27 protein-coding genes are annotated in these 25426 nt (G+C 70.7%); 17 read left to right on the top strand and 10 right to left on the bottom strand.

What is annotated here, in order from left to right; genetic code table 11:
- Positions 1-29 precede the first annotated feature (29 nt).
- From AB0O76_RS24190 to AB0O76_RS24180, 3 genes are all read left to right on the top strand, one after another.
- A complete protein-coding gene (locus tag AB0O76_RS24190) occupies positions 30-1298 on the top strand; it encodes a dipeptide ABC transporter ATP-binding protein (RefSeq protein ID WP_365495037.1) in 1269 nt (422 codons plus the stop codon).
- 88 nt (positions 1299-1386) lie between these two features.
- Complete coding sequence (locus AB0O76_RS24185) at positions 1387-2049, top strand: trimeric intracellular cation channel family protein (protein WP_365494893.1); 663 nt, start codon at positions 1387-1389, stop codon at positions 2047-2049.
- Positions 2050-2106: 57 nt separating this feature from the next.
- Positions 2107-2976 carry a thioesterase family protein gene (locus tag AB0O76_RS24180; protein ID WP_365494891.1) on the top strand — a complete coding sequence of 290 codons (870 nt, stop codon included), beginning with the start codon at positions 2107-2109 and terminating at the stop codon, positions 2974-2976.
- A gap of 59 nt (positions 2977-3035) precedes the next feature.
- On the opposite strand, the gene AB0O76_RS24175 is transcribed toward AB0O76_RS24180, so the two are convergent.
- From AB0O76_RS24175 to AB0O76_RS24150, 6 genes are all read right to left on the bottom strand, one after another.
- On the bottom strand, positions 3036-3878 hold the full coding sequence (locus AB0O76_RS24175) for an alpha/beta fold hydrolase (protein ID WP_365494888.1): 843 nt from the start codon (positions 3876-3878) through the stop codon (positions 3036-3038).
- A 340-nt stretch (positions 3879-4218) separates the two neighbouring features.
- On the bottom strand, positions 4219-4347 hold the full coding sequence (locus tag AB0O76_RS24170; protein ID WP_365494885.1) for a hypothetical protein: 129 nt from the start codon (positions 4345-4347) through the stop codon (positions 4219-4221).
- 100 nt (positions 4348-4447) lie between these two features.
- Positions 4448-5485: a putative sulfate exporter family transporter gene (locus AB0O76_RS24165; protein WP_365494882.1), complete on the bottom strand. Its 1038-nt coding sequence runs from the start codon at positions 5483-5485 to the stop codon at positions 4448-4450.
- Positions 5485-6057 carry a cysteine dioxygenase family protein gene (locus AB0O76_RS24160; protein ID WP_365494879.1) on the bottom strand — a complete coding sequence of 191 codons (573 nt, stop codon included), beginning with the start codon at positions 6055-6057 and terminating at the stop codon, positions 5485-5487. The genes AB0O76_RS24165 and AB0O76_RS24160 overlap by 1 nt, the downstream gene beginning before the upstream one ends.
- A 102-nt stretch (positions 6058-6159) precedes the next feature.
- Positions 6160-7065, bottom strand: coding sequence for a LysR family transcriptional regulator (locus AB0O76_RS24155; protein WP_365494876.1), 906 nt, complete (start codon positions 7063-7065; stop codon positions 6160-6162).
- A gap of 99 nt (positions 7066-7164) precedes the next feature.
- On the bottom strand, positions 7165-7761 hold the full coding sequence (locus tag AB0O76_RS24150; RefSeq protein ID WP_365494873.1) for a TIGR03086 family metal-binding protein: 597 nt from the start codon (positions 7759-7761) through the stop codon (positions 7165-7167).
- A gap of 93 nt (positions 7762-7854) precedes the next feature.
- Between AB0O76_RS24150 and AB0O76_RS24145 the strand changes: the two genes are divergently transcribed.
- Positions 7855-8820, top strand: coding sequence for a YafY family protein (locus AB0O76_RS24145; protein WP_365494870.1), 966 nt, complete (start codon positions 7855-7857; stop codon positions 8818-8820).
- Here AB0O76_RS24145 and AB0O76_RS24140 read toward each other — a convergent pair.
- Both AB0O76_RS24140 and AB0O76_RS24135 read right to left on the bottom strand, forming a co-directional pair.
- The gene (locus AB0O76_RS24140; protein ID WP_365494867.1) at positions 8804-9661 is read right to left on the bottom strand and encodes an alpha/beta fold hydrolase; all 858 of its coding nucleotides are present in this window, start codon (positions 9659-9661) and stop codon (positions 8804-8806) included. The genes AB0O76_RS24145 and AB0O76_RS24140 overlap by 17 nt on opposite strands.
- A 10-nt stretch (positions 9662-9671) precedes the next feature.
- Positions 9672-10292: a TetR family transcriptional regulator gene (locus AB0O76_RS24135; RefSeq protein WP_365494863.1), complete on the bottom strand. Its 621-nt coding sequence runs from the start codon at positions 10290-10292 to the stop codon at positions 9672-9674.
- Between the two features lie 141 nt (positions 10293-10433).
- Here AB0O76_RS24135 and AB0O76_RS24130 point away from each other — a divergent pair, with 141 nt between their 5' ends.
- The 4 genes from AB0O76_RS24130 to AB0O76_RS24115 all read left to right on the top strand — a co-directional run bounded on the left by AB0O76_RS24130 (position 10434) and on the right by AB0O76_RS24115 (position 13688).
- Positions 10434-10592, top strand: coding sequence for a hypothetical protein (locus AB0O76_RS24130; protein ID WP_365494860.1), 159 nt, complete (start codon positions 10434-10436; stop codon positions 10590-10592).
- A 29-nt stretch (positions 10593-10621) separates the two neighbouring features.
- Positions 10622-10891, top strand: a complete 270-nt coding sequence (locus AB0O76_RS24125; RefSeq protein WP_365494857.1) for a DUF4190 domain-containing protein — start codon at positions 10622-10624, stop codon at positions 10889-10891.
- A 48-nt stretch (positions 10892-10939) separates the two neighbouring features.
- Positions 10940-12103: a cysteine desulfurase family protein gene (locus tag AB0O76_RS24120; RefSeq protein ID WP_365495034.1), complete on the top strand. Its 1164-nt coding sequence runs from the start codon at positions 10940-10942 to the stop codon at positions 12101-12103.
- A gap of 295 nt (positions 12104-12398) precedes the next feature.
- A complete protein-coding gene (locus AB0O76_RS24115) occupies positions 12399-13688 on the top strand; it encodes a cytochrome P450 (RefSeq protein WP_365494854.1) in 1290 nt (429 codons plus the stop codon).
- A gap of 28 nt (positions 13689-13716) precedes the next feature.
- On the opposite strand, the gene AB0O76_RS24110 is transcribed toward AB0O76_RS24115, so the two are convergent.
- Entirely contained in the window at positions 13717-14388 is a 672-nt protein-coding gene (locus AB0O76_RS24110) for an N-acetylmuramoyl-L-alanine amidase (RefSeq protein ID WP_365494851.1), read from the bottom strand.
- Between the two features lie 61 nt (positions 14389-14449).
- Here AB0O76_RS24110 and mnmA point away from each other — a divergent pair, with 61 nt between their 5' ends.
- On the top strand, positions 14450-15583 hold the full coding sequence (mnmA, locus tag AB0O76_RS24105) for a tRNA 2-thiouridine(34) synthase MnmA (protein WP_365494848.1): 1134 nt from the start codon (positions 14450-14452) through the stop codon (positions 15581-15583).
- Between the two features lie 21 nt (positions 15584-15604).
- Here the strand turns inward: mnmA and AB0O76_RS24100 are convergent, their stop codons facing one another.
- Entirely contained in the window at positions 15605-15985 is a 381-nt protein-coding gene (locus AB0O76_RS24100; protein WP_365494845.1) for a DUF427 domain-containing protein, read from the bottom strand.
- Here AB0O76_RS24100 and AB0O76_RS24095 point away from each other — a divergent pair.
- The 8 genes from AB0O76_RS24095 to AB0O76_RS24060 all read left to right on the top strand — a co-directional run bounded on the left by AB0O76_RS24095 (position 15984) and on the right by AB0O76_RS24060 (position 25421).
- A complete protein-coding gene (locus AB0O76_RS24095) occupies positions 15984-16523 on the top strand; it encodes a TIGR00730 family Rossman fold protein (protein ID WP_365494842.1) in 540 nt (179 codons plus the stop codon). The two genes, AB0O76_RS24100 and AB0O76_RS24095, sit on opposite strands and share 2 nt — an antisense overlap.
- 31 nt (positions 16524-16554) lie before the next feature.
- The gene (locus AB0O76_RS24090; protein ID WP_365494839.1) at positions 16555-17244 is read left to right on the top strand and encodes an SDR family oxidoreductase; all 690 of its coding nucleotides are present in this window, start codon (positions 16555-16557) and stop codon (positions 17242-17244) included.
- Positions 17241-18245, top strand: coding sequence for a methionine synthase (locus AB0O76_RS24085; protein ID WP_365494837.1), 1005 nt, complete (start codon positions 17241-17243; stop codon positions 18243-18245). The genes AB0O76_RS24090 and AB0O76_RS24085 overlap by 4 nt, the downstream gene beginning before the upstream one ends.
- A 30-nt stretch (positions 18246-18275) precedes the next feature.
- The gene (gene ligA, locus AB0O76_RS24080) at positions 18276-20459 is read left to right on the top strand and encodes an NAD-dependent DNA ligase LigA (RefSeq protein WP_365494833.1); all 2184 of its coding nucleotides are present in this window, start codon (positions 18276-18278) and stop codon (positions 20457-20459) included.
- A gap of 201 nt (positions 20460-20660) precedes the next feature.
- Positions 20661-23063: a bifunctional diguanylate cyclase/phosphodiesterase gene (locus tag AB0O76_RS24075; RefSeq protein ID WP_365494830.1), complete on the top strand. Its 2403-nt coding sequence runs from the start codon at positions 20661-20663 to the stop codon at positions 23061-23063.
- Positions 23064-23380: 317 nt separating this feature from the next.
- Positions 23381-23677, top strand: a complete 297-nt coding sequence (gatC, locus tag AB0O76_RS24070; RefSeq protein WP_010984178.1) for an Asp-tRNA(Asn)/Glu-tRNA(Gln) amidotransferase subunit GatC — start codon at positions 23381-23383, stop codon at positions 23675-23677.
- A complete protein-coding gene (gene gatA / locus AB0O76_RS24065) occupies positions 23677-25182 on the top strand; it encodes an Asp-tRNA(Asn)/Glu-tRNA(Gln) amidotransferase subunit GatA (RefSeq protein ID WP_365495031.1) in 1506 nt (501 codons plus the stop codon). Before gatC ends, gatA begins: the two co-directional genes overlap by 1 nt.
- A gap of 5 nt (positions 25183-25187) precedes the next feature.
- On the top strand, positions 25188-25421 hold the full coding sequence (locus AB0O76_RS24060) for a hypothetical protein (protein WP_329581557.1): 234 nt from the start codon (positions 25188-25190) through the stop codon (positions 25419-25421).
- Positions 25422-25426: the final 5 nt, after the last annotated feature.

Below are 25426 nucleotides of genomic sequence, written 5' to 3'. Positions count from 1 at the left end.
AAGATCTGGCGAAGGGCAAGGGCCAGGAGATGACGATCCCGGCGCAGGCGAAGAGCTCATCGGGCTCATCGAGTTCACCCGAGCCGCTGCTCAAGGTCGACGGCCTGGTGAAGCACTTCCCCATCAAGAAGGGGCTGCTTCAGCGCCAGGTGGCCGCTGTGCAGGCCGTCGACGGTCTCAGCTTCGACGTACGCCCCGGTGAAACGCTCGGCGTCGTGGGCGAGTCGGGCTGCGGCAAGTCGACGATGGGCCGGCTGATCACCCGTCTGCTCGAACCGACCGCGGGCCGCGTGGAGTTCGAGGGCGTGGACATTACGCACCTGGGCACCGGCAAGATGCGGCCGCTGCGCCGCGACGTCCAGATGATCTTCCAGGACCCGTACTCGTCGCTCAATCCGCGGCACACCATCGGCACGATCGTCGGCGCGCCGTTCAAGCTGCAGGGCGTCAAGCCCGAGGGCGGCCTGAAGGCGACCGTGCAGGAGATGCTGGAGCGGGTCGGGCTCAGCCCCGAGCACTACAACCGCTACCCGCACGAGTTCTCCGGCGGTCAGCGCCAGCGCATCGGCATCGCCCGTGCGCTCGCCCTGCGGCCCAAGCTGGTCGTGGCCGACGAGCCCGTCTCCGCCCTGGACGTCTCCATCCAGGCGCAGGTGGTCAACCTCCTGGACGACCTCCAGGACGAGCTCGGTCTGACGTACGTGATCATCGCGCACGACCTCTCGGTCATCCGGCACGTCTCGGACCGCATCGCGGTGATGTACCTCGGCAAGATCGTGGAGCTCGCGGACCGCAAGGACCTCTACACCAAGCCGATGCACCCGTACACCAAGGCGCTGCTCTCCGCGGTGCCGGTGCCCGACCCCAAGCGGCGCGGGGTCAAGAGCGAGCGCATCCTGCTCCGCGGTGACGTCCCCTCGCCGATCTCCCCGCCCACCGGGTGCCGCTTCCACACGCGGTGCTGGAAGGCGACGGAGCTCTGCGCGAAGACCGAACCGCCGCTGATCACCCTGGAGACGGGCCACCAGGTGGCGTGCCACCACCCGGAGAACGCCGATGACCAGGCGCCCGAGGACACCAAGCTGCTGCAGGTCGCCAAGGAGGCGATCGAGGTGGTGACGGTGGGCGGCGGCGAGACGCCGCCGGCGGCTTCCGGGAAGGCTGCGGAGCCCGTGGGCGCCGCGGAGTCGGCCGAGTCCGCCGAGCCCGCGGAGTCCGCGGAGCCCGTCGAGACCGCGGAGCCCGTCGAGACCGCGGAGCCCGTCGAGGTCAAGAAGTCGGCGGACCCCAAGGAGTAACAGGGGCACATCACGACATGCCGGACGGCAGGACGCATCCCGTGTCCTGCCGTCCGGCATGTCCGGCCGCGGCAGGTAAGAATGTCGCGTGATTCAGGATCTGTTCAGCCCCTCCGTCCAGCACGCGCTCGACATCGTCGGGATCTTCGTCTTCGCGATCTCCGGCGCCCTGCTCGCCGTACGCAAGAACTTCGACGTCTTCGGCATCGCCGTGCTCGCCGAGGTCACCGCCCTGGGCGGCGGGCTCGTCCGTGACCTGGTCATCGGCGCGGTGCCGCCCGCCGCCTTCACCGACCTCGGGTACTTCATCACCCCGCTGTTCGCCGCCGCCCTGGTGTTCTTCCTGCACCCCGAGGTGGAGCGCACCCAGGTCGCGGTGAACGTCTTCGACGCGGCGGGGCTCGGCCTCTTCTGCGTCACCGGCACGACCAAGGCGTACGAATACGGCCTCGGCCTCACCGCGTCGGCGACCCTGGGCCTGGCCACCGCGGTGGGCGGCGGCGTACTGCGCGACATCATCGCCAACGAGGTTCCGTCGCTGGTGCGTTGGGACCGCGATCTGTACGCCGTGCCCGCGATCGTCGGCTCCGCGATGGTCGCGCTCTGCATCAACTACGACATGGTGAACGCCTTCACCAGCAGCCTCGCCGTGGTCACGGCGTTCGTGCTGCGGCTGCTCGCGATGCGCTACCACTGGCGTGCGCCGCGGGCCTGGCACCGGCGTTCGGCGGCGGTGGAGGACGGGTCGTGAGCGAGGCCCGCTCCAGAAAAGCTACCGCTCAGTAATTTCATGTTGTACGTTGCTGCCATGGCAGAGGCAGCATCCATACAGGCAGCGGTGCCCGCGAGCATCGGCGACAGCGAGTTCGACCGCGACACCGCGGTCACCCGGCGGGAGCCCGGCGTCTACGACATCGAGCTCTCCGCGGGGTGGACGATCATCAGCGCCGTCAACGGCGGCTATCTCCTCGCGGTCATCGGCCGCGCGCTCGCCGACGCGCTGCCGCACGCCGATCCCTTCACGGTCTCGGCCCACTATCTGACCGCGTCCCACCCCGGTCCCGCGGTGATCCGCACGGATGTGGTGCGCGGCGGGCGGACGCTGTCGACCGGGCAGGCCTCGCTCTTCCAGTACGACGAGGAGGGGCGCGAGGTGGAGCGGATCCGCGTGCTTGCCTCCTACGGAGATCTGGCGGGGCTGCCGGACGACGTCCGTACGTCGGCGAAGCCGCCGGTGATTCCGCCGCTGGAGCAGTGCTTCGGGGCGCAGGACGCGCCGGATCACCGGCCGGTGCCGGGTAGTTCGGCGATCGCCGACCGGCTCTTCCTGAAGCTGGATCCCGCGACCCTGGGGTGGGCCCTCGGGCAGCCCTCCGGCAAGGGGGAGATGCGGGGCTGGTTCGGCCTCGCGGACGGGCGCGACGCGGATCCGCTGTCGCTGTTGCTTACGGTGGACGCGTTGCCGCCGACGGCCTTCGAGCTGGGCCTCTCCGGCTGGGTCCCGACGGTCGAGCTCACCGTCCACATCCGCTGCCGGCCGGCGCCGGGGCCCCTCCGTGTCTCCATCACCACGCGCAACCTGGCCGGGGGCTTCCTGGAGGAGGATGCGGAGATCTGGGACTCCGCCGATCGCCTGGTGGCCCAGTCCCGCCAGCTGGCCCGGGTCCGCCTGGCCTGAGCGGCGTCGCTGCGGCTCCGTCGGGTCGGCGCCGGACAGGCCAGGCCCTACCAGTTACTTCACCGGCGGCCGATGCATCTGGGCCGGAACTCGGCGTCGGCCGGGCCCTTGTGGCTCAGCGCGTCGAGCACCCACTGGGCGACGACCGGGTCCTTCGTCGCCTGGTCGTGCATGAACGGGTCCAGGGGGCAGCGGTCCTGCAGGACGACGTTGGTGACGTACTCCTTCGGGCCGCTCAGCAGGGCGCTCGTGTAGGGGACCACGACCTCGTCGTACCGCGTGGTGATGACCGTGTAGTCGGGACCGGCCGGGGTCTCGGTCCCCATGTTCAGCTTCGCCAACAGCTCTGAGCCCGCCATCTGGTCGGTACAGGCCGGGCAGAGGACGCCGAGCGGCTTGGTCAGGGGGTGAGTCGTGCCGTGGTTGGACGGCGCGATGCCGATCAGGTCGTCGACCTTGTCCGCCCCGTCGAGGAACTTCACGTAGTAGCGGGCCATCATGCCGCCCTGGCTGTGGCCCACGAGGTCGACCTTCGCCGCTCCCGTGGCGCCGCGCACGGCCTCGACGAAGTCCTTGAGCTCCTCGGCGGACTGCGGGACCGGAGCGGTCGCCAGCTTTCCGTAGTTGAAGGCGAAGACGCAGTGGCCCGCCTCCTTCAGCTTCGGCGAGAGCTTGGCCCAGTTCTCCGCCATCAACTTGAACGTGCCGTTGACCAGGACAACCGGCTGCGGATGCGCCGAGTCCGGCTTGCACGACCAGTCGTTGGCGCCTCTGGGCGGTGTGTCCAGGATCGAGGCCGGTGCGGAGGCGGAAGCGGACACGGGGGCGGCCAGTCCCACGACTCCGAGGGCGAGGGTGGCCGCGGCGATCACCATGGACCGTACGGCGAGGCGCAAATGCATAGGAACTCCCAACGTCGAGTGGCGCATTGACGAACGTCGTTCGACAATGTCGACCGATGGTCGGGATCGTTCTCGTTGCATATGCGTCGCGTCAAGAGATTTCCGTTACAGCAGGCGATATTCAGTCACGGCGCTCTATCCGGGTATTTCGGGCATCTCGGGGACTCGCCGCCTGCCGCCGCACTGCCGCCTGGCGCGATGCTTCCCATGAATTCCGGGCCCGCCTTCCGCCTCGTACGAGCCGCGATGTTCGCGGCCGAGTACGTGGTGACGACGGCTCTGGGGCACGCGGTCATGTCCGGTTCCAGGTGTCGATCCACCTCTCCAAGGCGGTGGTCGATCAGGTCGAGGAAGTCACAGAAGCCCGCTTGGCCAAGCCCTGCGCGGTCGTCCGGCGCTTGGCCCGGTTCGCCGACACCACCCGCTCGTCACCGGACACCGCCAGCGGCTCCAGCCTGGGATCGCCCATGACTACAGCACACCGCACCCCAGCCGCTTCCCGCGACAGACCACCAAGATCTGAAACGAGAAGCGGCACACGAGGCGAGCTGCCAACTCAAGCCGGCTCACTAGGCCGTCGCCATCACTCCCACGTAAGACACCCCCGCCACCACCACCCACGCGCACAGCCCAAGTGCCGCCACCCGACCGCCCGTTCGGGTGAGCGATGGCAGGTCCACCGCCGATCCGAGGCCGAACAAGGCCGCCGCCAGGAGGAGTTCCTGGGCGTGCCCCGCCGCGTCGAGTGCGGAGGCCGGTACCCAGCCGGTGCTCCGTACCGCCACCATCACCAGGAACCCCGCCACGAACAGCGGCAGCAACGGGGGCCGCTTCGCCGCCTCGCGCGTGGTGGCGGAGGCGCGGGCCCGCAGGGAAAGTGCCACCGCCGCCACCAGCGGAGCCAGCATCGCCACCCGCATCAGCTTCACCAGAACCGCGTCCCCCAGCGCCCCCGCCCCGGCGGTCTGCGCGGTCGCCACGACCTGCCCCACGTCGTGCACACTCGCCCCCGCCCAACGCCCGAACTCCGGGTCGCTGAGCCCCAACACCCCCTGCAGCAGCGGGAGTACCGCTATCGCCAGCGTCCCGCACAGCGTGACAAGCGCCACCGAAACCGCCGCGTCCCGCTCCTCGCTCTCGCTCACCTCGCTCACCGCGCCGATCGCGGACGCCCCGCAGATCGAGTACCCCGTGGCGATCAGCAGCGGCTGGTCCCCGGGCAGTCCCAGCCGGCGCCCAAGCCACCACGTCCCGAAGAACGTCGCCGCCACCACCCCGAACACCATCGCCACCGTCGCCCAGCCGAGGCCGAGCACGTCGTCCAGGCTCAGCTTCAGGCCGAGGAGTACGATGCCGATCCGCATCAGCCGCTTCCCGGCCAGAGACAGTCCGGCCTTGCCCCTGCCGCGTACGACACCGCGCACACCCGGCACATGCGCCGCAGTCAGGCCGAACACCACCGCGGCCGTCAGCATCGGGACGGCAGGGATCAGTGCGTGTGTCAGCCACGCCGCCGCGACCCCGAGTACGGCCAGGCCGAGGCCCGGCAGCGGGCGGGACGCGGGTGCGGCAACGGCCCCGCGCGGACGCTGCCCAAGCAGCGCCATCAGCGGTCGGCCGGCAGCTCGTACACCCGGCGCACGCTGGTGCCGAGGCGGGAGATGTCGGCGCCGTACACATGGAGGGAGATCGCCGTCTGGGTACCGCCGTTCCACACCCGGTGGATGTCGCCGGGCGGCGCGAATCCACAGACCGTGCCCCGCAGGTTGACCAGGTCCTCCGTGGCGACGAGCCGCGCCGCGCCGCCGGGCGCGGCCGCCGGGACCAGGCGGTAGCGCCGCTCGTGCTCCGCGCCCTCGTGGACGCCGGTCACGCACCAGGAGACGTGGTCGTGGATGGGCGTGTGCTGCCCAGGCAGCCAGACGAGGCCGACCACGGAGAAGCTGCCGTCGTGCTCGGCGTGCAGCAGATGCTGCCGGTAGCGCTCGGGGTCGCCCTCGCGCTGCCCGTCCGTGAGCAGGTCGGCGGCGGTGATGTGCGGGGCGAGACACTCGCCGACCAGGTGCGCCGTCAGGTCCGGCGGTAACCCGCGGCCGACGGCTTCGCGGATGCCGGCGACGAGGGCGTCGAGGCGTTCGGTGGTGCGGTCGGCTCGGTACGCGGTGGTGGGGGTACTCATACGGGCAGCGTCCTGCCGCCCATCCATCACGTCCAACGACAGTTGTTAAGCGGTACCCCAACTTCTGCTTATAGATCGTCACTTGCGAGCACTGCCGTGCCCTCAGCACCCCACCCTGTTCGCCGCCACCGCCTTCAGTTCGTCAAGGACCAGCGCCGTCGCCGGGATCCGCAGATGCTCCCGGAGTGCGTACGCCGACACCTGCCGCCGGGAAGCCGGATCGAGCGCGCGTCCCGTCACATCGTGGTGCCGAAGGAAGTTGAGGACCAGGCCCGGCATCATCGCGATGCCGAGCCCCTCGGCGACCAGGCTCTGGATGACGAGGTTGTCGTCCGTGGTGAACGCTATGTCCGGCGCGAAGCCCTGCTCGGCGCACTCGTGCAGGAAGTTGGCGCGACAGCGCAGACAGCCCGCGATCCAGCGTTCCCCGGCGAGATCGGCGAGCTTCACCGAACGGCGCCGCGCGAGCGGGTGCCGGGACGGCAGGAGGACCGTCAACTGGTCCTCCATGAGCGGGATTTCCACCACCTCCGCCGGTACGGACTCGTGCAGTCCGGGGTAGTGGAAGGCCAGCGTGATGTCGCAGTCGCCGTTCACGAGTCGCTGGAGCGATTCGGGCGGTTCGTTCTCCTGGAGTTCGACGCGTACGCCGGGATGTCCTGCCGCGAGCCGGGCGAGCGCCTCGGGGATGAGGGTCGCGGTGGCGCTGGGGAAGGCGCAGACGCGCACCCGCCCGGTGCGCAGGCCCGTGATCGCGTTCATCTGCTGCTCGGCGGCGCTGATGTTGCCGAGGATGATCCCCGCGTGCCGGGACAGCGCCTCGCCCGCCTCGGTCAGCCGCATGCGCCGGCCGACCCGGGTGAAAAGGACCGTGCCGACGGACCGTTCCAGCGCCTTCATCTGCTGGGTGATCGCCGGCTGCGTATAGCCGAGCGAGCGGGCGGCGGCCGAGTAGGAGCCGGTGCGCACCACTTCGTGGAAGGACCTGATGTGCCGGGAATCGAACACACCTGAATCATAAGCAGGATTTGGGGAGCACGGACAGGGCCGTCCCCGGCCTTCTGGATCGGCCCGTGTCCGGATCGTCTGTGTCTGGCCCCGACCGGCTCAGCCCGCCGTCCCCGCCAGCGGCGCCCGCCCGAGCCAAGCCGCCAACTCCCCATAGGTGTCCGCCCCTTCCGGGGCATTCCGCACCTCACCGAACGGCACACCCTCGCCGCGTCGATCCGTCGGCAGCGCCTGGTGCGCGACGCCGAGCGCGAACCGGGCCAGTTCCTGGTCGAGTTCGAGCGGCCAACCGAGCGCCTCGGACAGATCCCAGGTGTGGGTCACGGCCTCCATCACGGCCCCGGAGAGCGCGGCCCGCCCTGGGACATCGCCCCACGGCACCCGCACCGGCGCGTCCAGGCGCGCGTCGTCCGCCCAAGCGTCCAGCGTGGCCGGCCTGACCTTCTCGTAGGCCGCGCTCCAGGCGTCGTCCATTACGTCGTCGGCGAACGACGGCATGGCGAGACCGTCGCCGCCCTCGCCGACGACCTGGAAGCGCCGGGTGCCGCCGACGATGTGCGAGAGGAGCCTGCGTACGTCGTACTCGTCGCAGGGCGTGGCGGCTTCGAGCTGCTCGGGGCGCACGGTGGCGATCAGCGCCGCCAGCTGGCCGGTGGCGCGGTCGAAGAAGGGGCGGGGGTCGGGAGAGGCGTTCATGGCTGTCTTCTTTCGTCGACCGGTTGCGTCGAAGGACACTCTCACCGCAAAACCTGACACCCGCCGTCAGCTTTTTCCGTCATCCTTGGCGACGTGAAATCCGACCGGCTCCTCTCGATCCTGCTGCTGCTCCAGACCCGCGGCCAGGTCCCCGCGCATGAACTCGCCGACCGCCTCGAAGTCTCCGTACGCACCATCTACCGCGACATCGAGGCCCTGTCCTCGTCCGGCGTCCCGGTGTACGCCGAGCGCGGCAGGCACGGCGGCATCGCGCTGCTTCCCGGCTTCCGTACGGACGTCACGGGGCTGACGCAGGACGAGTCGCGGGCCCTGTTCATCCTTGCCGCGCAGGGCGCGCACGCCGCGCTCGGACTCGACGCGGCGCTCGGCTCCGCGCTGCGCAAGGTCATGGCCGCGCTGCCTGAACCACACCGTCCCGCCGCCGAGTTGACGAGCCGTCGGATTCTCGTCGACTCGGCGCGCTGGATGCCGGGGGTCCGCGGGTCAGGTCCGGCCGCCGTCGACCTGGACGTGCTGCAGGACGCCGTCTTCGCCGACCGGCGGCTGCGCCTTCGCTACCGGCACAGCGGCGACACGGAGCCGAGCACCTACACCGTGGACCCCTACGGCCTCGTGTCGAAGGCGGGCGTCTGGTATCTGGTCGCGGACCGGCGCGGCGCCCCGCAGCTGTTCCGCGCCGACCGTGTGCAGTCGGCGACCCGCACGGACGCGCCCGTCAAGCGCCGCCCTGGCGTCGAACTGGCCGACATCTGGGGCGTGTTGAAGCGTCAGGTCGAGGACCGTCCGGTGGGCGTGGAGGTGACGGCGCGGGTGTCACGGGACCGCTTCGCGCTGTTCCTGCGCCTCAACGGCCATCGGGTCGCCGCACACCCCGAGGACGACGGGGAGAGCGAGTGGATCACCGTCCGTCTCGGGTACGGAGTCCTGGGCGAGGTCTGTACGCTGCTTCCGTTCGCCGCCGGAGTGGAAGTCCTCTCGCCGCCCGAGGCCCGCGCTGAGCTGGCACGGGCCGCCGCGGCCGTCACGGAGCTGTACTGAGACGTTCCGGACGCAGGAAACGGCTCAGCTCGCCGGTGAGTTCGGCGGGTGCGTCCTCCTGTACGAGATGTCCCGCGCCCTCGATCAGGCGCAGCTCGGCGCCGGGGATCAGCTTGGCCAGCTCATGGCCGCGCCGGACAGGGATCCAAGTGTCGTCGGTGCCCCAGCAGATGAGGACGGGCAGTGCCAACTCCCCGTACCGGCCCTGGATTTCGTCCGTGTACCGCTGGTCGTTCTGCTCGATCTGCCGGTAGAAGGCGGGCCTGCCCTCGTCCGTGCACCAGGGTTCTACGAGCCGGTCGAGCACCGCCGGGTGCAGCCCGCGGTGGCTCGCCGATGCGACGTACTCCCGTACCAGCGCCTCGTGAAGGGCGGGCGGCAGCTGGGCGAAGACGTCGGCGTGCGCGCCGAGCAGGCGGTAGGTGGGGGAGCCCCAGGGGGCGAGCGCCACCGGGTCGACGACGGCGAGGCGGTCGTAGCGGGCGCCGTGCAGGAGGTGCGCGCGCAGGGCCACGCAGCCCCCGAAGTCATGCGCCACGACGGCGGGCCGCTCCAGGCCCCAGTGGGCCAGGAGTCCGGTCAGGACGCGGGCCTGCGCGGCCAGGGACACGTCCTGCCCCGCGGCCATCTCCGAGGTGCCGTAGCCCGGCAAGTCCCAGGCGTACACGCGGTGTTCGCGGGAGAGGGCGCGGGCGACACCGCGCCAGACGTACGACGAGAAGGGGGTGCCGTGGACCAGGACGACCGGTGGCGCGTCCTCGGGGCCGACGGCGGTCCAGCGGACGGTGCCGGTCGGCCCGGCGAAGCTGTGGTCGAGCGTCCAGTCACGGTCGGTCGTCATGGGCGTAAGGCTAGTCGTCCAGCCAGTGGTGGCGTCCGAGGGACACCAGGCGCAACTGGCGGCGGGCCCGGTCCGCGACCCGCTCCTGGGCGTCGGGTGCCGCTTCCAGGAGTGCGGACGCGGTCATCACCATGTGGTCGACGTACATACCGGCCAGCATCAGGAGGTCGTCCTCGTCCCAGCCCGCCGCCTCCGGCTCCTGGGCGAACTGGTCCTTCACCTCCTGCGCGAACAGGGCGAGTTGATCGCCGATGGCGGACCGCACCGCCTGTACGCCGCCGTGCAGCTCGCGGGAGATGAAGCGGACGTGGGCGGGGTGCGTGCGCACATAGGTGACGATCAACTCGACCGCGGCCGCGATGCGTTCCTCGCCGTCACCGGTCGCGGAGAGCAGGGCTGCCAGTGTCGTGTGCAGGCTGCCGAGCGCCTCCTCGACCAGGGCCACGCCCAGATCGTCCATGTCGCGGAAGTGCCGGTAGAAGGCGGTGGGCGCCACGCCCACGGCACGGGTGACCTCGCGCAGGCCCAGGCTGCTCAGGCTCTGCTCCTCGAGCAGCTGGAGCGCCGCGTCGAGGAGCGCCTGCCGGGTCTTCTGCTTCTGGGCCTGCCGGATGCCGAGAGTGTGACTCATGCCATGCAGTTAACAACTGTTCTCTGAGATTGGGAAGCCGGTGCGGTAGTAGACTCCTCAGTCAGTGAACACTTGTAACCACAAACGTTCACCGAACACCTCACACGAGTTCACCGAAGCACCTCACGCGAGAGGCATCCCATGCTTTTCCTCGTCGCCGCCCTCCTGCTGCTCGGCGTCGCCATGGGTTCCGTGGCGCACGCGCCGCTCCCCGTCACCCTCGTCGCCGCGGCCGTCATCGGCGTCTGGCTCCTGATCTTCGCGATCCGTGAGCGCCGCGGTCAGCCGGGCCACCACTGATCCGTACGACACCTGCAAGGAGTCGCACCATGGAACTCACCGTCACCACCAACCCGCCCGCCCGGCGCGAGGCCGACTCGATGGCCGTCGCCTCGTTCGTGCTCGGCCTGCTCGGGCTGCTCGTCCTGAATCTCTTCCTCGGCCCCGTCGCGATAGTCCTCGCCGGCCTCGCGCTGCTGCGCGGCACCAGCCGTAAGGGGCGTGCCGTGCTCGGCCTCGGGCTCGGCGTGGCCGATCTCGTCGTCCTCGCCGCGCTCATGTCCATGGACAACACCGTGTCGTGGGGTCTCGCCGGCTGACACCGCTTGGACGCGGGCGGTGCCATGGCTCGTAGAATCGTGCGCACCATGGCCTACCTCGACCACGCAGCGACCACTCCGATGCTTCCGGAGGCGATCGCGGCGATGACCGCCCAGCTCGCCGTCACCGGCAACGCCTCCTCATTGCACGCCGCTGGGCGCCGGGCGCGACGCACCGTCGAGGAGGCCCGCGAGACGCTCGCCGAGTCGCTCGGCGCGCGCCCCAGCGAGACCGTCTTCACCGCGGGCGGCACCGAGGCGGACAACCTCGCCGTGAAGGGCCTCTATTGGTCCCGGCGCGACGCCGAACCTGCGCGCACCCGTGTGCTCGCGAGCCCCGTCGAGCATCACGCCGTCCTGGACGCCGTGCACTGGCTCGGCGAACACGAGGGCGCCACCGTCGAGTACCTCCCCGTCGACCGGTACGGGCGCGTGCACCCCGAAGCCCTGCGCGAGGCGATCGAGCGCGACCCCGCCGATGTCGCGCTCGCCACCGTCATGTGGGCCAACAACGAGATCGGGACGATCCAGCCGATCCGTGAACTGGCCGACGTGGCAGCGGAGTTCGGCATTCCGTTGCATGCCGACGCGGTGCAGGCCTTCGGGCAGGTGCCCGTCGACTTCGGGGCGTCCGGGCTCGCCGCGATGACCGTGTCCGGCCACAAGATCGGCGGTCCGTACGGCATCGGCGCGCTGCTCCTCGGCCGCGAGTACAGCCCTGTCCCCGTGCTGCACGGCGGCGGGCAGGAGCGGCATGTGCGCTCCGGGACGCTGGACGTGCCCGCGATCGCCGCGTTCGCCGTGGCGGGGCAGCATGCCGCCGCGCAGCGCGAGTGGTTCGCCCGCGAGATCGGCGCCCTGCGCGACGAACTGGTCGCCGCGGTGCGCGCGGCGGTTCCGGAGGCGATCCTCGGGGGCGACCCGGTCGACCGGCTGCCCGCCAACGCGCACTTCACCTTCGCCGGTTGCGAGGGCGACTCCCTGCTTCTGCTGCTCGACGCCCAGGGCATCGAGTGCTCCACCGGCTCCGCGTGCACGGCCGGCGTGGCCCAGCCGAGCCACGTCCTGCTCGCCACCGGCACCGACCCCGACCTGGCCCGCGGCACGCTCCGTTTCTCCCTGGGGCACACGTCCACGAAGGCCGACGTCGACGCGGTGGCGCGGGCGATCGGCCCTGCGGTGGAACGGGCGCGGACGGCGGGGCTGAGCTAGGCCGCCCCGATCCGTCTCGATCGGTCTCATCCGCTCCGGCCGAACGGGGCTGTATCCGGCCGAATTGAGCCGAACCGTGTGGTTCCGCGCCGATCCGGTCCGATCAGGACCGGCCGGGAGCCGGATAGGTCACATCCTTGGAACCGCCCAGGAATCCGGCCCGAGTTGATGGCGTTCTGGGTGGATATGGAAGTGGCCGACCGTCGGAGCGCGATACGACGTAGACATTCCACCGATCTATGCTTGCCGCTCGCGAGTCCGCTCCGCGCGTTCGGGGCTGCACGACGACCCCCTCATGGAGTTCACATTGAAGGCGAACCTCCGCTCTCGCATCGCCGCGCGGCTCGGGCGCATCTACCTCTCCCGGATCCAGCGGAACGGGATCAGCTCATCGACGATCGCGCGGCTCCCCGAGCCGCTGCTCGCGCCGATGCGCCGCGACGGGCTCGACCCGGTGGCCGGTCTCACCGCCAAGCAGGCGGAGCAGCCGATCTACCAGGTGCCGCTGCCGTTCGGCATGGACGCCTGGGTCGTCACGGGCTACGACGAGGTCAAGGCCGTACTCGGCGAGACCGACGGCTTCAGCAACGACTTCACGAACCTCGCGGGCAACGCGGGCGTCTCCGAGGAGCAGAACCCCGGCGGCCTCGGCTTCAGCGACCCTCCGGTCCACACGCATCTGCGGCGCATCCTCACGCCCGAGTTCACGATGCGCAGGCTGCGGCGTCTGACGCCCCGGATCGACGCCATCGTCGAGGAGCGGCTCGACGCGATGGCCGCATCCGAAGGACCCGTCGACCTCGTGGAGTCCTTCGCGCTGCCGATCCCCTCGCTCACGATCTGCGAACTGCTCGGCGTGCCCTATGAGGACCGCCACGACTTCCAGCAGCTGGCCATGGAGCGCTTCGACCTCTTCGCCGGGGCGACCGCGCCGTTCGGCGCCATATCCGCCTCGCTGTCCTACTTCAGGGACGTCGTCAAGAAGCAGCGCGAGAACCCGGGTGACGGACTCCTCGGCATGATCGTCAAGGAGCACGGCGACACGGTCGACGACGAGGAGCTCGCCGGCCTCGCCGACGGCATCCTGACCGGCGGCTTCGAGACCACCGCGAGCATGCTGGCCCTCGGCTCGCTGCTCCTGCTTCAGCACCCCGACGCCGCCGCACGGCTGCGTGACGACGACGCGGCGGCCTCCCCCTTCGTGGAGGAGGCGCTGCGCTACCTGACCGTCGTGCAGGTGGCCTTCCCGCGGTTCGCCCGCGAGGACATCGAGATAGCCGGGGTGCGCATCCCCAAGGGCGACCTCGTCCTGTGCTCCCTCAGCGGCGGCAACCGCGACGCCAAGTACACCGCGGACGGCGGCGGCTTCGACCCGGACCGCAAGGCCTCGGGGCATCTCGCCTTCGGGTACGGCATCCACCGCTGCATCGGCGCCGAACTGGCCCGCATGGAGCTGCGCGCCGCCTACCCGGCCCTGGTGCGGCGCTTCCCGGAGATGCGCCTCGCCGTCGCCCCCGACGACCTCGCGTTCCGCAAGCTGTCCATCGTTTACGGCGTGGAGTCGCTGCCCGTGCACCTTCGGTGACGCGGGTCGGGACCTGCCCTGAGGCCGGTCAGGCGAGGGCGGTGCGGGCGTCCCGGACGAGCCGTATGTACCGGTCCCAGTCCCAGTGCGGACCGGGATCGGTGTGGTCGGTGCCCGGCACCTCCACGTGCCCGATGATGTGCTCCCGGTCGACAGGGATGTCGTACCGCTTGCAGATTCCCGCCGTGAGCCGAGCCGACGACGCGTACATGGCGTCCGTGAACGAGGCCTTCTTGTCGACGAAGCCCTCGTGCTCGATGCCGATGCTCCGTTCGTTGTAGCCCTTGTTCCCGGCATGGAACGCCACGTCCAGCTCGCGGATCATCTGGGCGACATGCCCGTCCTTGCGCACCACGTAGTGCGCGGCCGCTCCGTGGGCCGGGTCCTTGAACACCCGCAGCGCCGTCGCGTAACCGCCCTGGACCACGTGGATGACGACCATGTCGATCTCGTAGTCGTCGGGGCGGTCCGCGCGACGCCAGTTGTAGTCGGACGCGGCGACCCACTGCGCGCCCTTGGCGTCGACCTCGCCCTCCTTGCGCTTCTTGACCACGCCGGGCAGCCGCCACCACAGCCGACCGAGCTCGTCCGAGGCGAGCGCGCCCGCGCCGACGGCCGCCACCGCGCCGCCGATCAGCAGCGTCCGCCGGTTGACGCCCCGGCGCCCGCGCTCCGCTGCCGTGTCCTTTTCTTCCCCCATGTGATCGTCAACGCTTACTCACGGGCGCCTGGTTCCCACGGCCCCGTACCCTGTTAGAGCTATGACTGAGACCCAGACCCCGCAGCGCCCCCGCCCCCTTCGCGTACTCGCCGCCATGTCCGGCGGCGTGGACTCCGCCGTCGCCGCCGCCCGGGCCGCCGAAGCGGGGCACGACGTGACCGGAGTGCACCTGGCGCTCTCGGCGAATCCGCAGTCGTTCCGCACAGGCGCGCGTGGCTGCTGCACCATCGAGGACTCGCGTGACGCCCGCCGCGCCGCCGACGTCATCGGGATCCCGTTCTACGTCTGGGACCTCGCCGAGCGGTTCCGCGAGGACGTGGTCGACGACTTCATCGCCGAGTACGAGGCGGGGCGCACCCCCAACCCGTGCCTGCGCTGCAACGAGAAGATCAAGTTCGCCGCGCTCCTGGACAAGGCGCTCGCTCTCGGCTTCGACGCGGTCGTCACGGGTCACTACGCGAAGGTGATCGTGAACCCGGACGGCGCCCGCGAACTGCACCGGGCCTCCGACATGGCCAAGGACCAGAGCTACGTCCTCGGTGTCCTGGACGACCGCCAGCTCGCCCACGCGATGTTCCCCCTCGGTGACACGGTCACCACCAAGGAGGAGATCCGGGCGGAGGCCGAGGAGCGCGGCCTCGCCGTCGCCAAGAAGCCCGACAGCCACGACATCTGCTTCATCGCGGACGGCGACACCCAGGGCTTCCTCGCGGATCGCCTGGGCAAGGCGGAGGGCGACATCGTGGACGCCGAAGGCAACAAGCTGGGTACCCACGAGGGTGCGTACGGCTACACGATCGGCCAGCGCAAGGGCCTGCGCATCGGCACCCCCGCCCCCGACGGCAAGCCCCGCTACGTCCTGGACATCTCGCCCGTGAACAACACGGTGACGGTCGGCCCGGTCGACGCCCTGGACGTGACGGCCCTGACGGCCATCAAGCCCCGCTGGTGCGGCGTGGCCCCCTCGGGCCCCGGCACGTACACCGCGCAGCTGCGGGCCCACGGCGGCGAGACGGAGGTGACCGCCGAGCTCGTCGACGGCACCCTGCACGTCTCCTTCGACGAGCCCGTACGCGGCGTGGCCCCCGGCCAGGCGGTCGTGCTCTACGACGGCACGCGCGTGGTGGGGTCGGCGACGATCGCGGCTACGGAGCGGGCGGCGGCGGTGGTTTAGCGGGGCCTTGCCGCCCCGCTTTCACTCCGCTGCTTCGACTTCTACTTCGTAGAAGCAGAAGTGGCCCTTGATCTGGGCCACCGCCTCCTTCGGCTCGGGGTATCCCCAGACCAGGTCATCGGCCCCGGGGAGCGACCAGTAGGAGGCCGTCCCCTTGAACGGGCAGTAGGTGGTGGTCTCCGAAGGCGTCAGCAGATCCGTGCGGACGTCCTGCGGAGGAAGGTAATAGCGCACCGGGTAGCCCGTCTCGCGCAGCAGCAGGGGGCGCCGGCTCTCCGCCACGACCTGGCCGTCGCGCACCACCCGTATGTGCTCCGAGCCCTGTTCGACGGTGATCTCGTGTCCTGCGGTCACAGTGGTCTCCTTCTCGGGGCCGAGGTTCGGACCGTACCGTGAAGCCATGAACATCTGTGTCTTCCTCTCCGCGGCCGACCTCCCCGAGCGCTACACCGGACCCGCACGCGACTTCGCCGAACTGCTCGGCAAGGGCGGCCACACGCTGGTGTGGGGCGGTTCCGAGAGCGGCCTGATGAAGGTCGTCGCCGACGGCGTGCAGGAGGCCGGCGGCCGCCTCGTCGGCGTATCGGTCGACTTCCTCGCGGCCAAGGCCCGTACGAACGCCGACGAAATGTTGATCGCCAAGGACCTCGCCGAGCGCAAGGCGCTGCTCCTGGAGAAGGCCGACGCGGTCGTGATCATGGTCGGCGGCACGGGCACGCTCGACGAGGCCACCGAGATCCTGGAACTGAAGAAGCACGGCAGGACCGACAAGCCGGTGGTCCTGCTCAACTCGGCCGGTTTCTACGACGGGTTGAAGGAGCAGTTCCGGCGCATGGAGGACGAGGGGTTCCTGCCGGTGCCGCTGACTGATCTGGTCTTCTTCGCCGAGGAGCCGGTGGGCGCCATCGCCTACCTGGAGGAGTCGGTGGGCACGCGCTGAGCCGCCTCCGCCGGGGTGGGACGATGGGCCCATGGCTACACATGTGATCACCGGGGCGGGCTCCGGCATCGGCGCGGCCGTCGCGCGCCGCCTCCACGCACGCGGCGACGACCTCGTCCTGCACGCACGGAACGCCGGGCGCGCCAAGGACCTGGCGGCACAGTTCCCCGGAGCGGCCACGCTCGTGGGCGACCTCTCCGACCCGGACAGGCTCTCCTGGGCGTTCGGCCACCAGGCCCTGCCCGACCGGGTGGACTCCCTGCTGCACATCGCGGGCGTGGTCGACCTGGGCCGGGTCGGCGATCTCACCCCCAAGTCCTGGCGCCACCAGCTCAACGTGAACCTCATCGCCCCCGCCGAGCTGACCCGCCACTTCCTGCCGCAGCTCCGTCTCGCCCAGGGGCACGTCGTCTTCGTGAACTCGGGGGCGGGCCTGAACGCGCACGCCGACTGGTCCGCGTACGCCGCCTCCAAGCACGGCCTCAAGGCCCTCGCCGACGCCCTGCGCGCCGAGGAGCACGGCAACGGCGTCCGCGTCACCTCCGTCTACCCGGGCCGCACGGCGAGCCCCATGCAGGCCAAGGTCCACCAGCAGGAGGGCAAGGAGTACGACCCCTCCCGTTTCGTCGACCCGGAGTCGGTGGCCACCACGATCCTGACCGCACTCGACCTGCCGCGTGACGCGGAGATCAACGACCTGACGGTGCGGCCCGGACGGTGAGCGAGTTCAGCTTCGGCCCGGCCACCGGCGTCGGGTCCATGCCCGGCGGCGACGCGCGCGAGGCCGCAAAGACCGTCACCGGCAGCTTCGAGACGTTTCCGTACCTGCCGGAACTGCCCGCGCGGGGGCCCGGCGCCGACATGATCGGGCGGACCGCCGGGCTGCTCGTCGACCTCTACGCGCGCGTGGAGCCCAGCGGCTGGCGCATCGGCGACCGCCCTGGCCGCGACACCCGGCGGGCCAGGGCGTGGCTCGGCGAGGACCTCGACGCGCTCGAGGAGTTCACCCAGGGGTACGAGGGGCCGGTCAAGGTGCAGGCCGTGGGGCCGTGGACCCTGGCCGCCGCCCTGGAGCTGAAGAACGGCGAGGCCGCGCTCTCCGATCCCGGCGCCTGCCGCGACCTGGCCGGATCGCTCGCGGAGGGCCTGCGCGCCCATCTCGCGGACGTACGCCGGCGCATCCCGGGCGCCCAGGTGGTGCTCCAGCTCGACGAGCCCTCGCTCATCGCCGTACTGCGCGGGCAGATCAAGACCGCGAGCGAGTACCGCACCCACCGCGCCGTGGACCGGCAGCTCGTCGAGAGCACCCTGCGGGACGTCCTCGGCGTCCTGGGCGTCGACGGGGGGCCCGCCGTCGTGCATTCCTGCGCGCCCGACGTGCCGTTCGCTCTCCTGCGGCGTGCGGGCGCCGACGCGATCTCGTTCGACTTCTCGCTGCTCACCGAGCGTGACGACGAGGCGATCGGGGAGGCCGTCGAGGCCGGCACGAAGCTCTTCGCCGGTGTCGTGCCGGGCGTGGACGGCACATTGTCAGACCCGGCCGGTAGCGTCATGGGTGTCAGGACGCTGTGGCGCAGGCTGGGGCTGAATCCGGGTTCTCTCGCGGAGTCGGTCGTGGTCACTCCGTCGTGCGGCCTCGCGGGGGCTTCTCCCGCGTACGCACGCGCGGCGCTCGCCCATTGTGTCCGGGCGGCGAGATCACTCGCGGACAACCCTGAGTAATTGGGTATGACGTAACGGGAGGACGAAACGGTGGCTGTCGAACAGCAAGGCTCTGTGCCCGCCGAGGCACGGGATCAGCATGCCCAGCTGGCCGAACAGATCGAGGAGCACCGCTTCCGGTACTACGTGAACGACCAACCGGTCGTCAGCGACGCCGAGTTCGACAAGCTCCTTCGCTCGCTCGAGGCCCTGGAAGAGCAGTACACGGAGCTTCGTACGCCCGATTCGCCCACCCAGAAGGTCTCCGGGGCGTACGAGACCGACTTCACCTCGGTCGAGCACCGCGAGCGCATGCTCTCCCTGGACAACGCCTTCGACGACGAGGAGCTCGCCGCCTGGGCCGAGCGCGTCGCCAAGGACGTCGGCACGAGCGATCACCACTTCCTGTGCGAGCTGAAGATCGACGGCCTCGCGGTGAACCTCACGTACGAGGACGGGAAGCTCACCCGCGCGGCGACCCGCGGCGACGGCCGGGTCGGCGAGGACATCACGCCGAACGTCCGCACGATCGCGGACATCCCCGACCGCCTCAAGGGCGACCGCATCCCGGCCCTCGTCGAGATCCGCGGCGAGGTCTTCTTCCCCATGGAGAAGTTCGAGGAGCTCAACGCCCGTCTGGTGGAGGCAGGCGACAAGCCCTTCGCCAACCCGCGCAACGCGGCGGCCGGTTCACTGCGCCAGAAGGACCCCAGAGTCACCGCCACGCGCCCCCTGCACATGGTGGTGCACGGCATCGGCGCCCGCGAGGGCTTCGACATCGACTGCCTGAGCCACGCCTATGAGCTGCTCCACGAGTGGGGCCTGCCCACCGCGCAGCACAACAAGGTGGTCCAAGGGCTCGACGGTGTACGGGAGTTCATCGCGTACTTCGGCGAGAACCGTCACTCCGTGGAGCACGAGATCGACGGCGTCGTCGTGAAGCTCGACGAGATCCCGCTCCAGGGCCGCCTCGGCTCGACCTCGCGCGCCCCGCGCTGGGCGATCGCCTGGAAGTACGCGCCGGAGGAGGTCAACACCAAGCTGGTCAACATCCGCGTGGGCGTCGGCCGCACCGGCCGCGTCACTCCGTACGCCCAGGTGGAGCCGGTCACCGTCGCCGGATCCGAGGTCGAGTTCGCGACGCTGCACAACCAGGACGTGGTGAAGAAGAAGGGCGTCTTCATCGGGGACACGGTCGTCCTGCGCAAGGCGGGCGACGTCATCCCGGAGATCCTCGGCCCCGTCGTCGACCTGCGCGACGGCACGGAGCGGGAGTTCGCGATGCCCGCCGAGTGCCCCGAGTGCGGGACGCCGCTGCGGCCCATGAAGGAGGGCGACATCGACCTCCGCTGCCCCAACGCCCGGTCCTGCCCCGCCCAGTTGCGCGAGCGCCTGTTCTACCTGGCGGGACGCAAGTGCCTGGACATCGAGAACTTCGGATACGTGGCGGCGGCCGCCCTCACCAAGCCCCTCGAGCCGTCCGAGCCGCCGATCATCGACGAGGGCGACCTCTTCGACCTCACCATCGAGCGGCTCCTGCCCATCAAGGCGTACGTACTCGACCAGGACAGCGGCCTGCCCAAGCGCGACCCGAAGACCGGCGAGGAGAAGGTCGCCACGGTCTTCGCCAATCAGCAGGGCGAGGCGAAGAAGAACGCCGTGTCGATGCTGGAGAACATCGCGGCGGCCAAGGAGCGCCCCCTGGCCCGCATCATCACGGGCCTCTCGATCCGCCACGTCGGACCGGTCGCGGCGGAGGCGCTGGCCCGCGAGTTCCGGTCCATCGACCGGATCGAGCAGGCCACGGAGGAGGAGCTGGCCGCCGTCGAGGGGGTCGGGCCGACCATCGCGGCCTCCCTCAAGCAATGGTTCGAGGAGGAGTGGCACCGGGAGATCCTGCGCAAGTGGCGGGCGGCCGGGGTCCGTATGGAGGAAGAGGGCGGGGGAGAGGACGAAGGACCGCGCCCGCTGGAAGGTCTCACGGTCGTCGTCACCGGAACGCTTGAGCACCACACAAGGGATGGCGCAAAAGATGCGCTGCAGACCCTCGGTGCGAAGGTGGCCGGTTCCGTTTCGAAGAAGACGGCATTCGTCGTCGTGGGCGACAACCCGGGATCCAAGTACGACAAGGCCATGCAACTGAAGGTTCCGGTTCTCAACGAGGAAGGCTTCGCCGTCTTGCTGGAACAGGGACCGGACGCGGCGAAGGAAGTCGCGCTTCCGACCGAGGAGTAGCGGTTGAAGGCCACCCGTTCAGCGCATACCAGATGCATACGGGTGGCCGGGTCGCATTCGGGCAACCGTTGTGGACCGCTGCCCGTGGAAGCCTTCTGCGGCCTACTGTTGAGGTGTGCGCCTGCCGTGACATTCAGACGCGGCTGACCGCTGGACCAAGTCCACGTGGCGTGTGCACCGCCGGCTGTGAGAGGGACGGGAATGGAACCGACCGAGAGCGCCGCCCCGGACTCCCGGCTGCGCGCGCGCCTGCGGCGCGGGCCGGGTGCGTGGTTGAGCAGACGCCGGACGCCGCGTGAGGCGGAGAGCGGCCGCGCCGCCGCGCCGGACACCACGGTCGAGCGACGCGAACGGGCGTGGAGCACGGTCGCCGGTTGCACCACCCAGGAGGTCGGATCCGCCGGTCGGGTCAACGCGGGCGAGTCCGCCAGGGACACGGTGGGCCAGGACGCAGGACAGGACGGGCGCGGCGGCCGGCGCCCGCAGTCGTGGCGGAGCGCCGACGAGCAGGGCACGGACCGCACTTCGGGCGACCGCCGGCCGGTGCTTCCGGTCGCCGTGGTGACGACGGCCGCCGTGGTGCTCGGCGCCGGCTTCTTCCACGCGTTCACCGGGCACCACGCGCTGTTCCCTTCCGGCACCGTCGGCTGGTCCCTCGCCGTCCTCACGGGCCTCATCGTCGGCCACCTCGTCGCGCTCGGCCGCGACCGCTGGTGGGGCGGCACCGGCTCGGGCGGCGCGCTCACCGTCGCCGTCCTGCTGCTTTACGGCTGGCTGCCCGCCGGGATGGTCAGCCTCACCGTCGTCGTCCTGGTCGGTGTCGCGCGCCGCCACCGCTGGCGCCAGGGCATTCTGCACGGCGCGGTCGACATCCTCGGCATCGGCGCGGGCGCCCTCGCCATGGCCGCGTTCGGCACGGTGCCTACGGCGGAGTCGCCCTGGCTGCCCGAGACCTGGGACGTGTACTCGGCGCCCGAGGTCGCGCTGGCCGCCGTCGCCTATCTCGCGGTCACCCGCGTCCTGTTGTGGTACGTCCACGCGCCGAGCACCGGCGCGCTGCCGACGGTCACCCGCACCGCCCTGGTCCGCCAGGGCCTTGTCGGTGTCGCGCTGCTCGGCATCGCCCCGTTGATCTGCGTGGTCGCCGCCTCGACGCCGCTGCTCCTGCCGCTCTTCGCGATCCCCCTTGTCGCGCTCGACTCGACGCTGTGGATCGCCCGCGCCAGGGCCGAGGAGCAGCTGCGCGACCCGCTCACCGGACTGCCCAACCGGCAGTGGCTGTTGGAGCGCACCTGGACGGCTCTGGACGATGCCGAGCGGATCGGGGCGCGGTCCGCCCTGATGCTGATCGACATGGACCGCTTCCGTTCGGTGAACGACACCCTCGGTCATCTCGCGGGCGACCGGCTGCTGTTGCAGATCGCCGACCGTCTCCGGCTCGCCCTGCCGCGTGGTGCGGAGGCCGCGCGGCTCGGCGGTGACGAGTTCGCCGTACTGCTCCCGGTGGCCGACTCCACGACGTCGGCCACCCGCGTGGCCCGCAACCTGGTCGCGGCGCTCGGCTCACCGCTCGATCTGGACGGCCTGACCCTGGTCCTGGAGGCCAGCGCGGGCCTCGCCGTCTTCCCCGACCACGCGCTCGACGCGGAGGGGCTCCTGCGGCGCGCGGACGTCGCGATGTACCAGGCCAAGCGCGACCGCACGGGCGTGGAGGTGTACGAGTCGAAGCGGGACTCCAACACGCCTGACCGCCTCGGCCTGTTGGGCGATCTGCGCCGGGCGCTCGACGCGGGCGACGTCGAACTGCACTACCAGCCCAAGGTCCGCTTCGACGGCAAGGTCGCGGGCCTGGAAGCGCTGGTGCGCTGGGTGCACCCGGAGCGCGGGAAGGTGCCACCGGACGAGTTCATCGCCATCGCCGAGTCGTCGGGGCTCATGCCGCACCTGACGGAGTACGTCCTGGAGACGGCGCTCGGGCAGGTCGCGAAGTGGCAGGCGATGGGCCTGAAGGTGCCGGTCGCGGTCAATGTGTCGCCGCGCGACGTCCACACGCCCGGTTTCGCGGGCGCGGTCGCCGCGCGCCTGGCCCGGCACGGGGTCCCCGCGGGGGCGCTGCAGCTGGAGATAACGGAGCACGTGCTCCTGGAGGACCCCCAGCGTGCCGCCGACACCCTGGCGGGCCTGACAGGCCACGGCGTGAAGATGTCCCTCGACGACTTCGGTACGGGGTACTCGTCCCTTGTGCACCTGCGGCGGCTCCCGGTGAGCGAGCTCAAGATCGACCGCTCGTTCGTGGCCCGCCTGGCCGTGGACAACGAGGACGCGGAGATCGTCCGCTGCACGGTCGACCTCGCCCACTCCCTCGGCCTCCTCGTGGTCGCCGAGGGCGTCGAGGACGACGAGACGTGGGAGCGCCTGCGGGACCTGGGCTGCGACGCCGTACAGGGCTGGCTGGTGGCCGCGGCGATGCCGGCGGGCGAGACGACGGCATGGCTGCAGGCCCGCGGCCCCCGCGGCTGGCGCCGCCCCGTCGACATCGCGGCGGAGGAACAGGCGGCGGAGGAACAGGCGGCGGCGGAGGCCGGCGCGGACATCGCGAAGTAGTCCCTGGGGTGGTCGGCGCGGGCTGGCGTGGATGTGGCGCGGACGCCGCGAAGTGACCCGCGGCGTGATCCGGGCGGCCCGATGGGGGCACCACGAGGCTGCCGGGTAATCGGGAAGGGGGTCCCCCGGCTCCTTAAGAGCTTGGGGGAGGGCGGGGAAGGCGCCGCGGAGCGGCGGAGACGACCCCGCCGCCGGGGGTGAAGAGGACCGCCCAAGCCCTCCGCATGGGGACCGGCAGGGAATCCGTTTCACGGGCATGGGGTGTGGCCCCATAGGATTGGGCCACAAACCGCACACTCACCCCTGAGGATCGCCGCATGCCTGGCATCACGCGCGAGGAGGTCGCCCACCTCGCCCGCCTTGCACGTCTGGAGCTGAAGGCCGAGGAGCTCGACCACTTCGCCGGACAGCTCGACGACATCATCGGCGCGGTCGCCCGCGTCTCGGAGGTCGCCGACCAAGACGTACCGCCGACCTCGCACCCGCTGCCGCTGACGAACGTCATGCGCGCGGACGAGGTCCGTCCGTCGCTCACCCCCGAGCAGGCGCTCTCTGGCGCCCCGGCCCAGGAGCAGCAGCGTTTCAAGGTGCCGCAGATCCTGGGGGAGGACTAATCACCATGACGGACAGCAACATCATCAAGCTCACCGCCGCCGAGATCGCGTCGAAGATCGCCTCCGGCGAGCTCACGGCCGTCGAGGTCACCGAGGCCCATCTGGCGCGTATCGAGGCCGTCGACGAGAAGGTGCACGCCTTCCTGCACGTGGACAGGGAAGGCGCTCTCGCGCAGGCCCGCGCCGTCGACGAGAAGCGCGCCAAGGGCGAGAAGCTCGGCCCGCTGGCCGGCGTACCGCTCGCGCTCAAGGACATCTTCACCACCGAGGGCATCCCCACCACCGTGGGTTCCAAGATCCTCGAGGGCTGGATCCCGCCGTACGACGCGACCCTGACGCGCAGGCTGAAGGAAGCCGACGTCGTCATCCTCGGCAAGACCAACATGGACGAGTTCGCCATGGGGTCGAGCACGGAGAACAGCGCGTACGGGCCCACCGGCAACCCGTGGGACCTCACCCGCATCCCCGGCGGCTCTGGCGGCGGCTCCTCCGCCGCCCTCGCCGCCTACGAGGCCCCCCTCGCCATCGGCACGGACACCGGCGGCTCCATCCGCCAGCCCGCGGCCGTCACCGGCACGGTCGGCGTCAAGCCCACCTACGGCGGCGTCTCCCGCTACGGCATGGTCGCGTTCTCCTCCTCCCTCGACCAGGGCGGCCCCTGCGCCCGCACGGTCCTGGACGCCGCGCTCCTGCACGAGGCCATCGCCGGGCACGACCCGCTCGACTCGACGTCCATCGACGCCCCGGTCCCGCAGGTCGTCGACGCGGCCCGCAACGGCTCCGTACAGGGCATGCGCGTAGGTGTCGTGAAGCAGTTCGCGGGCGAGGGCTACCAGGCCGGTGTCGTCCAGCGCTTCCAGGAGTCCGTGGCGCTGCTCAAGGAGCTCGGTGCCGAGATCGTCGAGCTCGACTGCCCGTCCTTCGACCTGGCGCTCTCCGCGTACTACCTGATCGCGCCGAGCGAGTGCTCGTCCAACCTGGCCCGCTTCGACGCCATGCGCTACGGCCTGCGCGTCGGCGACGACGGCACGAAGTCCGCCGAGGACGTCACCGCGCTGACCCGCGAGGCCGGCTTCGGCGACGAGGTCAAGCGCCGCATCATCCTGGGCACGTACGCCCTGAGCTCCGGCTACTACGACGCGTACTACGGAAGCGCCCAGAAGGTCCGCACGCTGATCACGAAGGACTTCGAGAAGGCCTTCGAGCAGGTGGATGTCATCGTGTCGCCCGCGACGCCCACCACCGCCTTCCCGATCGGCGAGCGCGCCGACGACCCGATGGCGATGTACCTCGCGGACGTGTGCACCATCCCGTCGAACATGGCGGGCAACGCCGCCATGTCACTGCCCTGCGGCCTTGCGCCGGAGGACGGCCTGCCCGTCGGGCTGCAGATCATCGCCCCCGCCATGAAGGACGACCGCCTGTACAAGGTGGGCGCTGCCGTAGAGGCCGCCTTCGTGGAAAAGTGGGGCCACCCGCTGCTTGAGGAGGCTCCGTCGCTGTGAGTGCCATGGCAAAGAAGGCCAAGAACTTCAAGAAGTCCAAGACCGGCGTCTATGTCTCGCTGGCCAGCACCGCCTTCGGCGCGATCAGTGTCGCGAAGCAGGCGAAGATGGCCCGCAACGACCACGACACCCTGCGTCTGATCGACGCCGCCGTGTCCGCCGCCGCCATCGCTACCGGCCTGGCGATCCTCTACCGGGAGCTCAAGCGCCTGGGCGACGACGACGTCCTGCTGGGCTGAGAGGG

This window comes from Streptomyces sp. NPDC086554 (assembly GCF_040686095.1).
Classification (GTDB): Bacteria; Actinomycetota; Actinomycetes; order Streptomycetales; family Streptomycetaceae; genus Streptomyces.
Note: the sequence above shows the minus strand (reverse complement) of the source record. Positions and strands in the feature narration are given on the sequence as shown.

Coding starts and splice junctions, on each gene's coding strand:
- AB0O76_RS24190 (WP_365495037.1), top strand. CDS start 30: ATGACGATCCCGGCGCAGGCGAAGAGCTCATCGGGCTCATCGAGTTCA.
- AB0O76_RS24180 (WP_365494891.1), top strand. CDS start 2,107: ATGGCAGAGGCAGCATCCATACAGGCAGCGGTGCCCGCGAGCATCGGC.
- AB0O76_RS24175 (WP_365494888.1), bottom strand. CDS start 3,878: ATGCATTTGCGCCTCGCCGTACGGTCCATGGTGATCGCCGCGGCCACC.
- AB0O76_RS24170 (WP_365494885.1), bottom strand. CDS start 4,347: ATGGGCGATCCCAGGCTGGAGCCGCTGGCGGTGTCCGGTGACGAGCGG.
- AB0O76_RS24165 (WP_365494882.1), bottom strand. CDS start 5,485: ATGGCGCTGCTTGGGCAGCGTCCGCGCGGGGCCGTTGCCGCACCCGCG.
- AB0O76_RS24160 (WP_365494879.1), bottom strand. CDS start 6,057: ATGAGTACCCCCACCACCGCGTACCGAGCCGACCGCACCACCGAACGC.
- AB0O76_RS24150 (WP_365494873.1), bottom strand. CDS start 7,761: ATGAACGCCTCTCCCGACCCCCGCCCCTTCTTCGACCGCGCCACCGGC.
- AB0O76_RS24140 (WP_365494867.1), bottom strand. CDS start 9,661: ATGACGACCGACCGTGACTGGACGCTCGACCACAGCTTCGCCGGGCCG.
- AB0O76_RS24135 (WP_365494863.1), bottom strand. CDS start 10,292: ATGAGTCACACTCTCGGCATCCGGCAGGCCCAGAAGCAGAAGACCCGG.
- AB0O76_RS24130 (WP_365494860.1), top strand. CDS start 10,434: ATGCTTTTCCTCGTCGCCGCCCTCCTGCTGCTCGGCGTCGCCATGGGT.
- AB0O76_RS24125 (WP_365494857.1), top strand. CDS start 10,622: ATGGAACTCACCGTCACCACCAACCCGCCCGCCCGGCGCGAGGCCGAC.
- AB0O76_RS24120 (WP_365495034.1), top strand. CDS start 10,940: ATGGCCTACCTCGACCACGCAGCGACCACTCCGATGCTTCCGGAGGCG.
- AB0O76_RS24115 (WP_365494854.1), top strand. CDS start 12,399: ATGGAGTTCACATTGAAGGCGAACCTCCGCTCTCGCATCGCCGCGCGG.
- AB0O76_RS24110 (WP_365494851.1), bottom strand. CDS start 14,388: ATGGGGGAAGAAAAGGACACGGCAGCGGAGCGCGGGCGCCGGGGCGTC.
- mnmA (WP_365494848.1), top strand. CDS start 14,450: ATGACTGAGACCCAGACCCCGCAGCGCCCCCGCCCCCTTCGCGTACTC.
- AB0O76_RS24095 (WP_365494842.1), top strand. CDS start 15,984: ATGAACATCTGTGTCTTCCTCTCCGCGGCCGACCTCCCCGAGCGCTAC.
- AB0O76_RS24100 (WP_365494845.1), bottom strand. CDS start 15,985: ATGGCTTCACGGTACGGTCCGAACCTCGGCCCCGAGAAGGAGACCACT.
- AB0O76_RS24090 (WP_365494839.1), top strand. CDS start 16,555: ATGGCTACACATGTGATCACCGGGGCGGGCTCCGGCATCGGCGCGGCC.
- AB0O76_RS24075 (WP_365494830.1), top strand. CDS start 20,661: ATGGAACCGACCGAGAGCGCCGCCCCGGACTCCCGGCTGCGCGCGCGC.
- gatC (WP_010984178.1), top strand. CDS start 23,381: ATGCCTGGCATCACGCGCGAGGAGGTCGCCCACCTCGCCCGCCTTGCA.
- AB0O76_RS24060 (WP_329581557.1), top strand. CDS start 25,188: ATGGCAAAGAAGGCCAAGAACTTCAAGAAGTCCAAGACCGGCGTCTAT.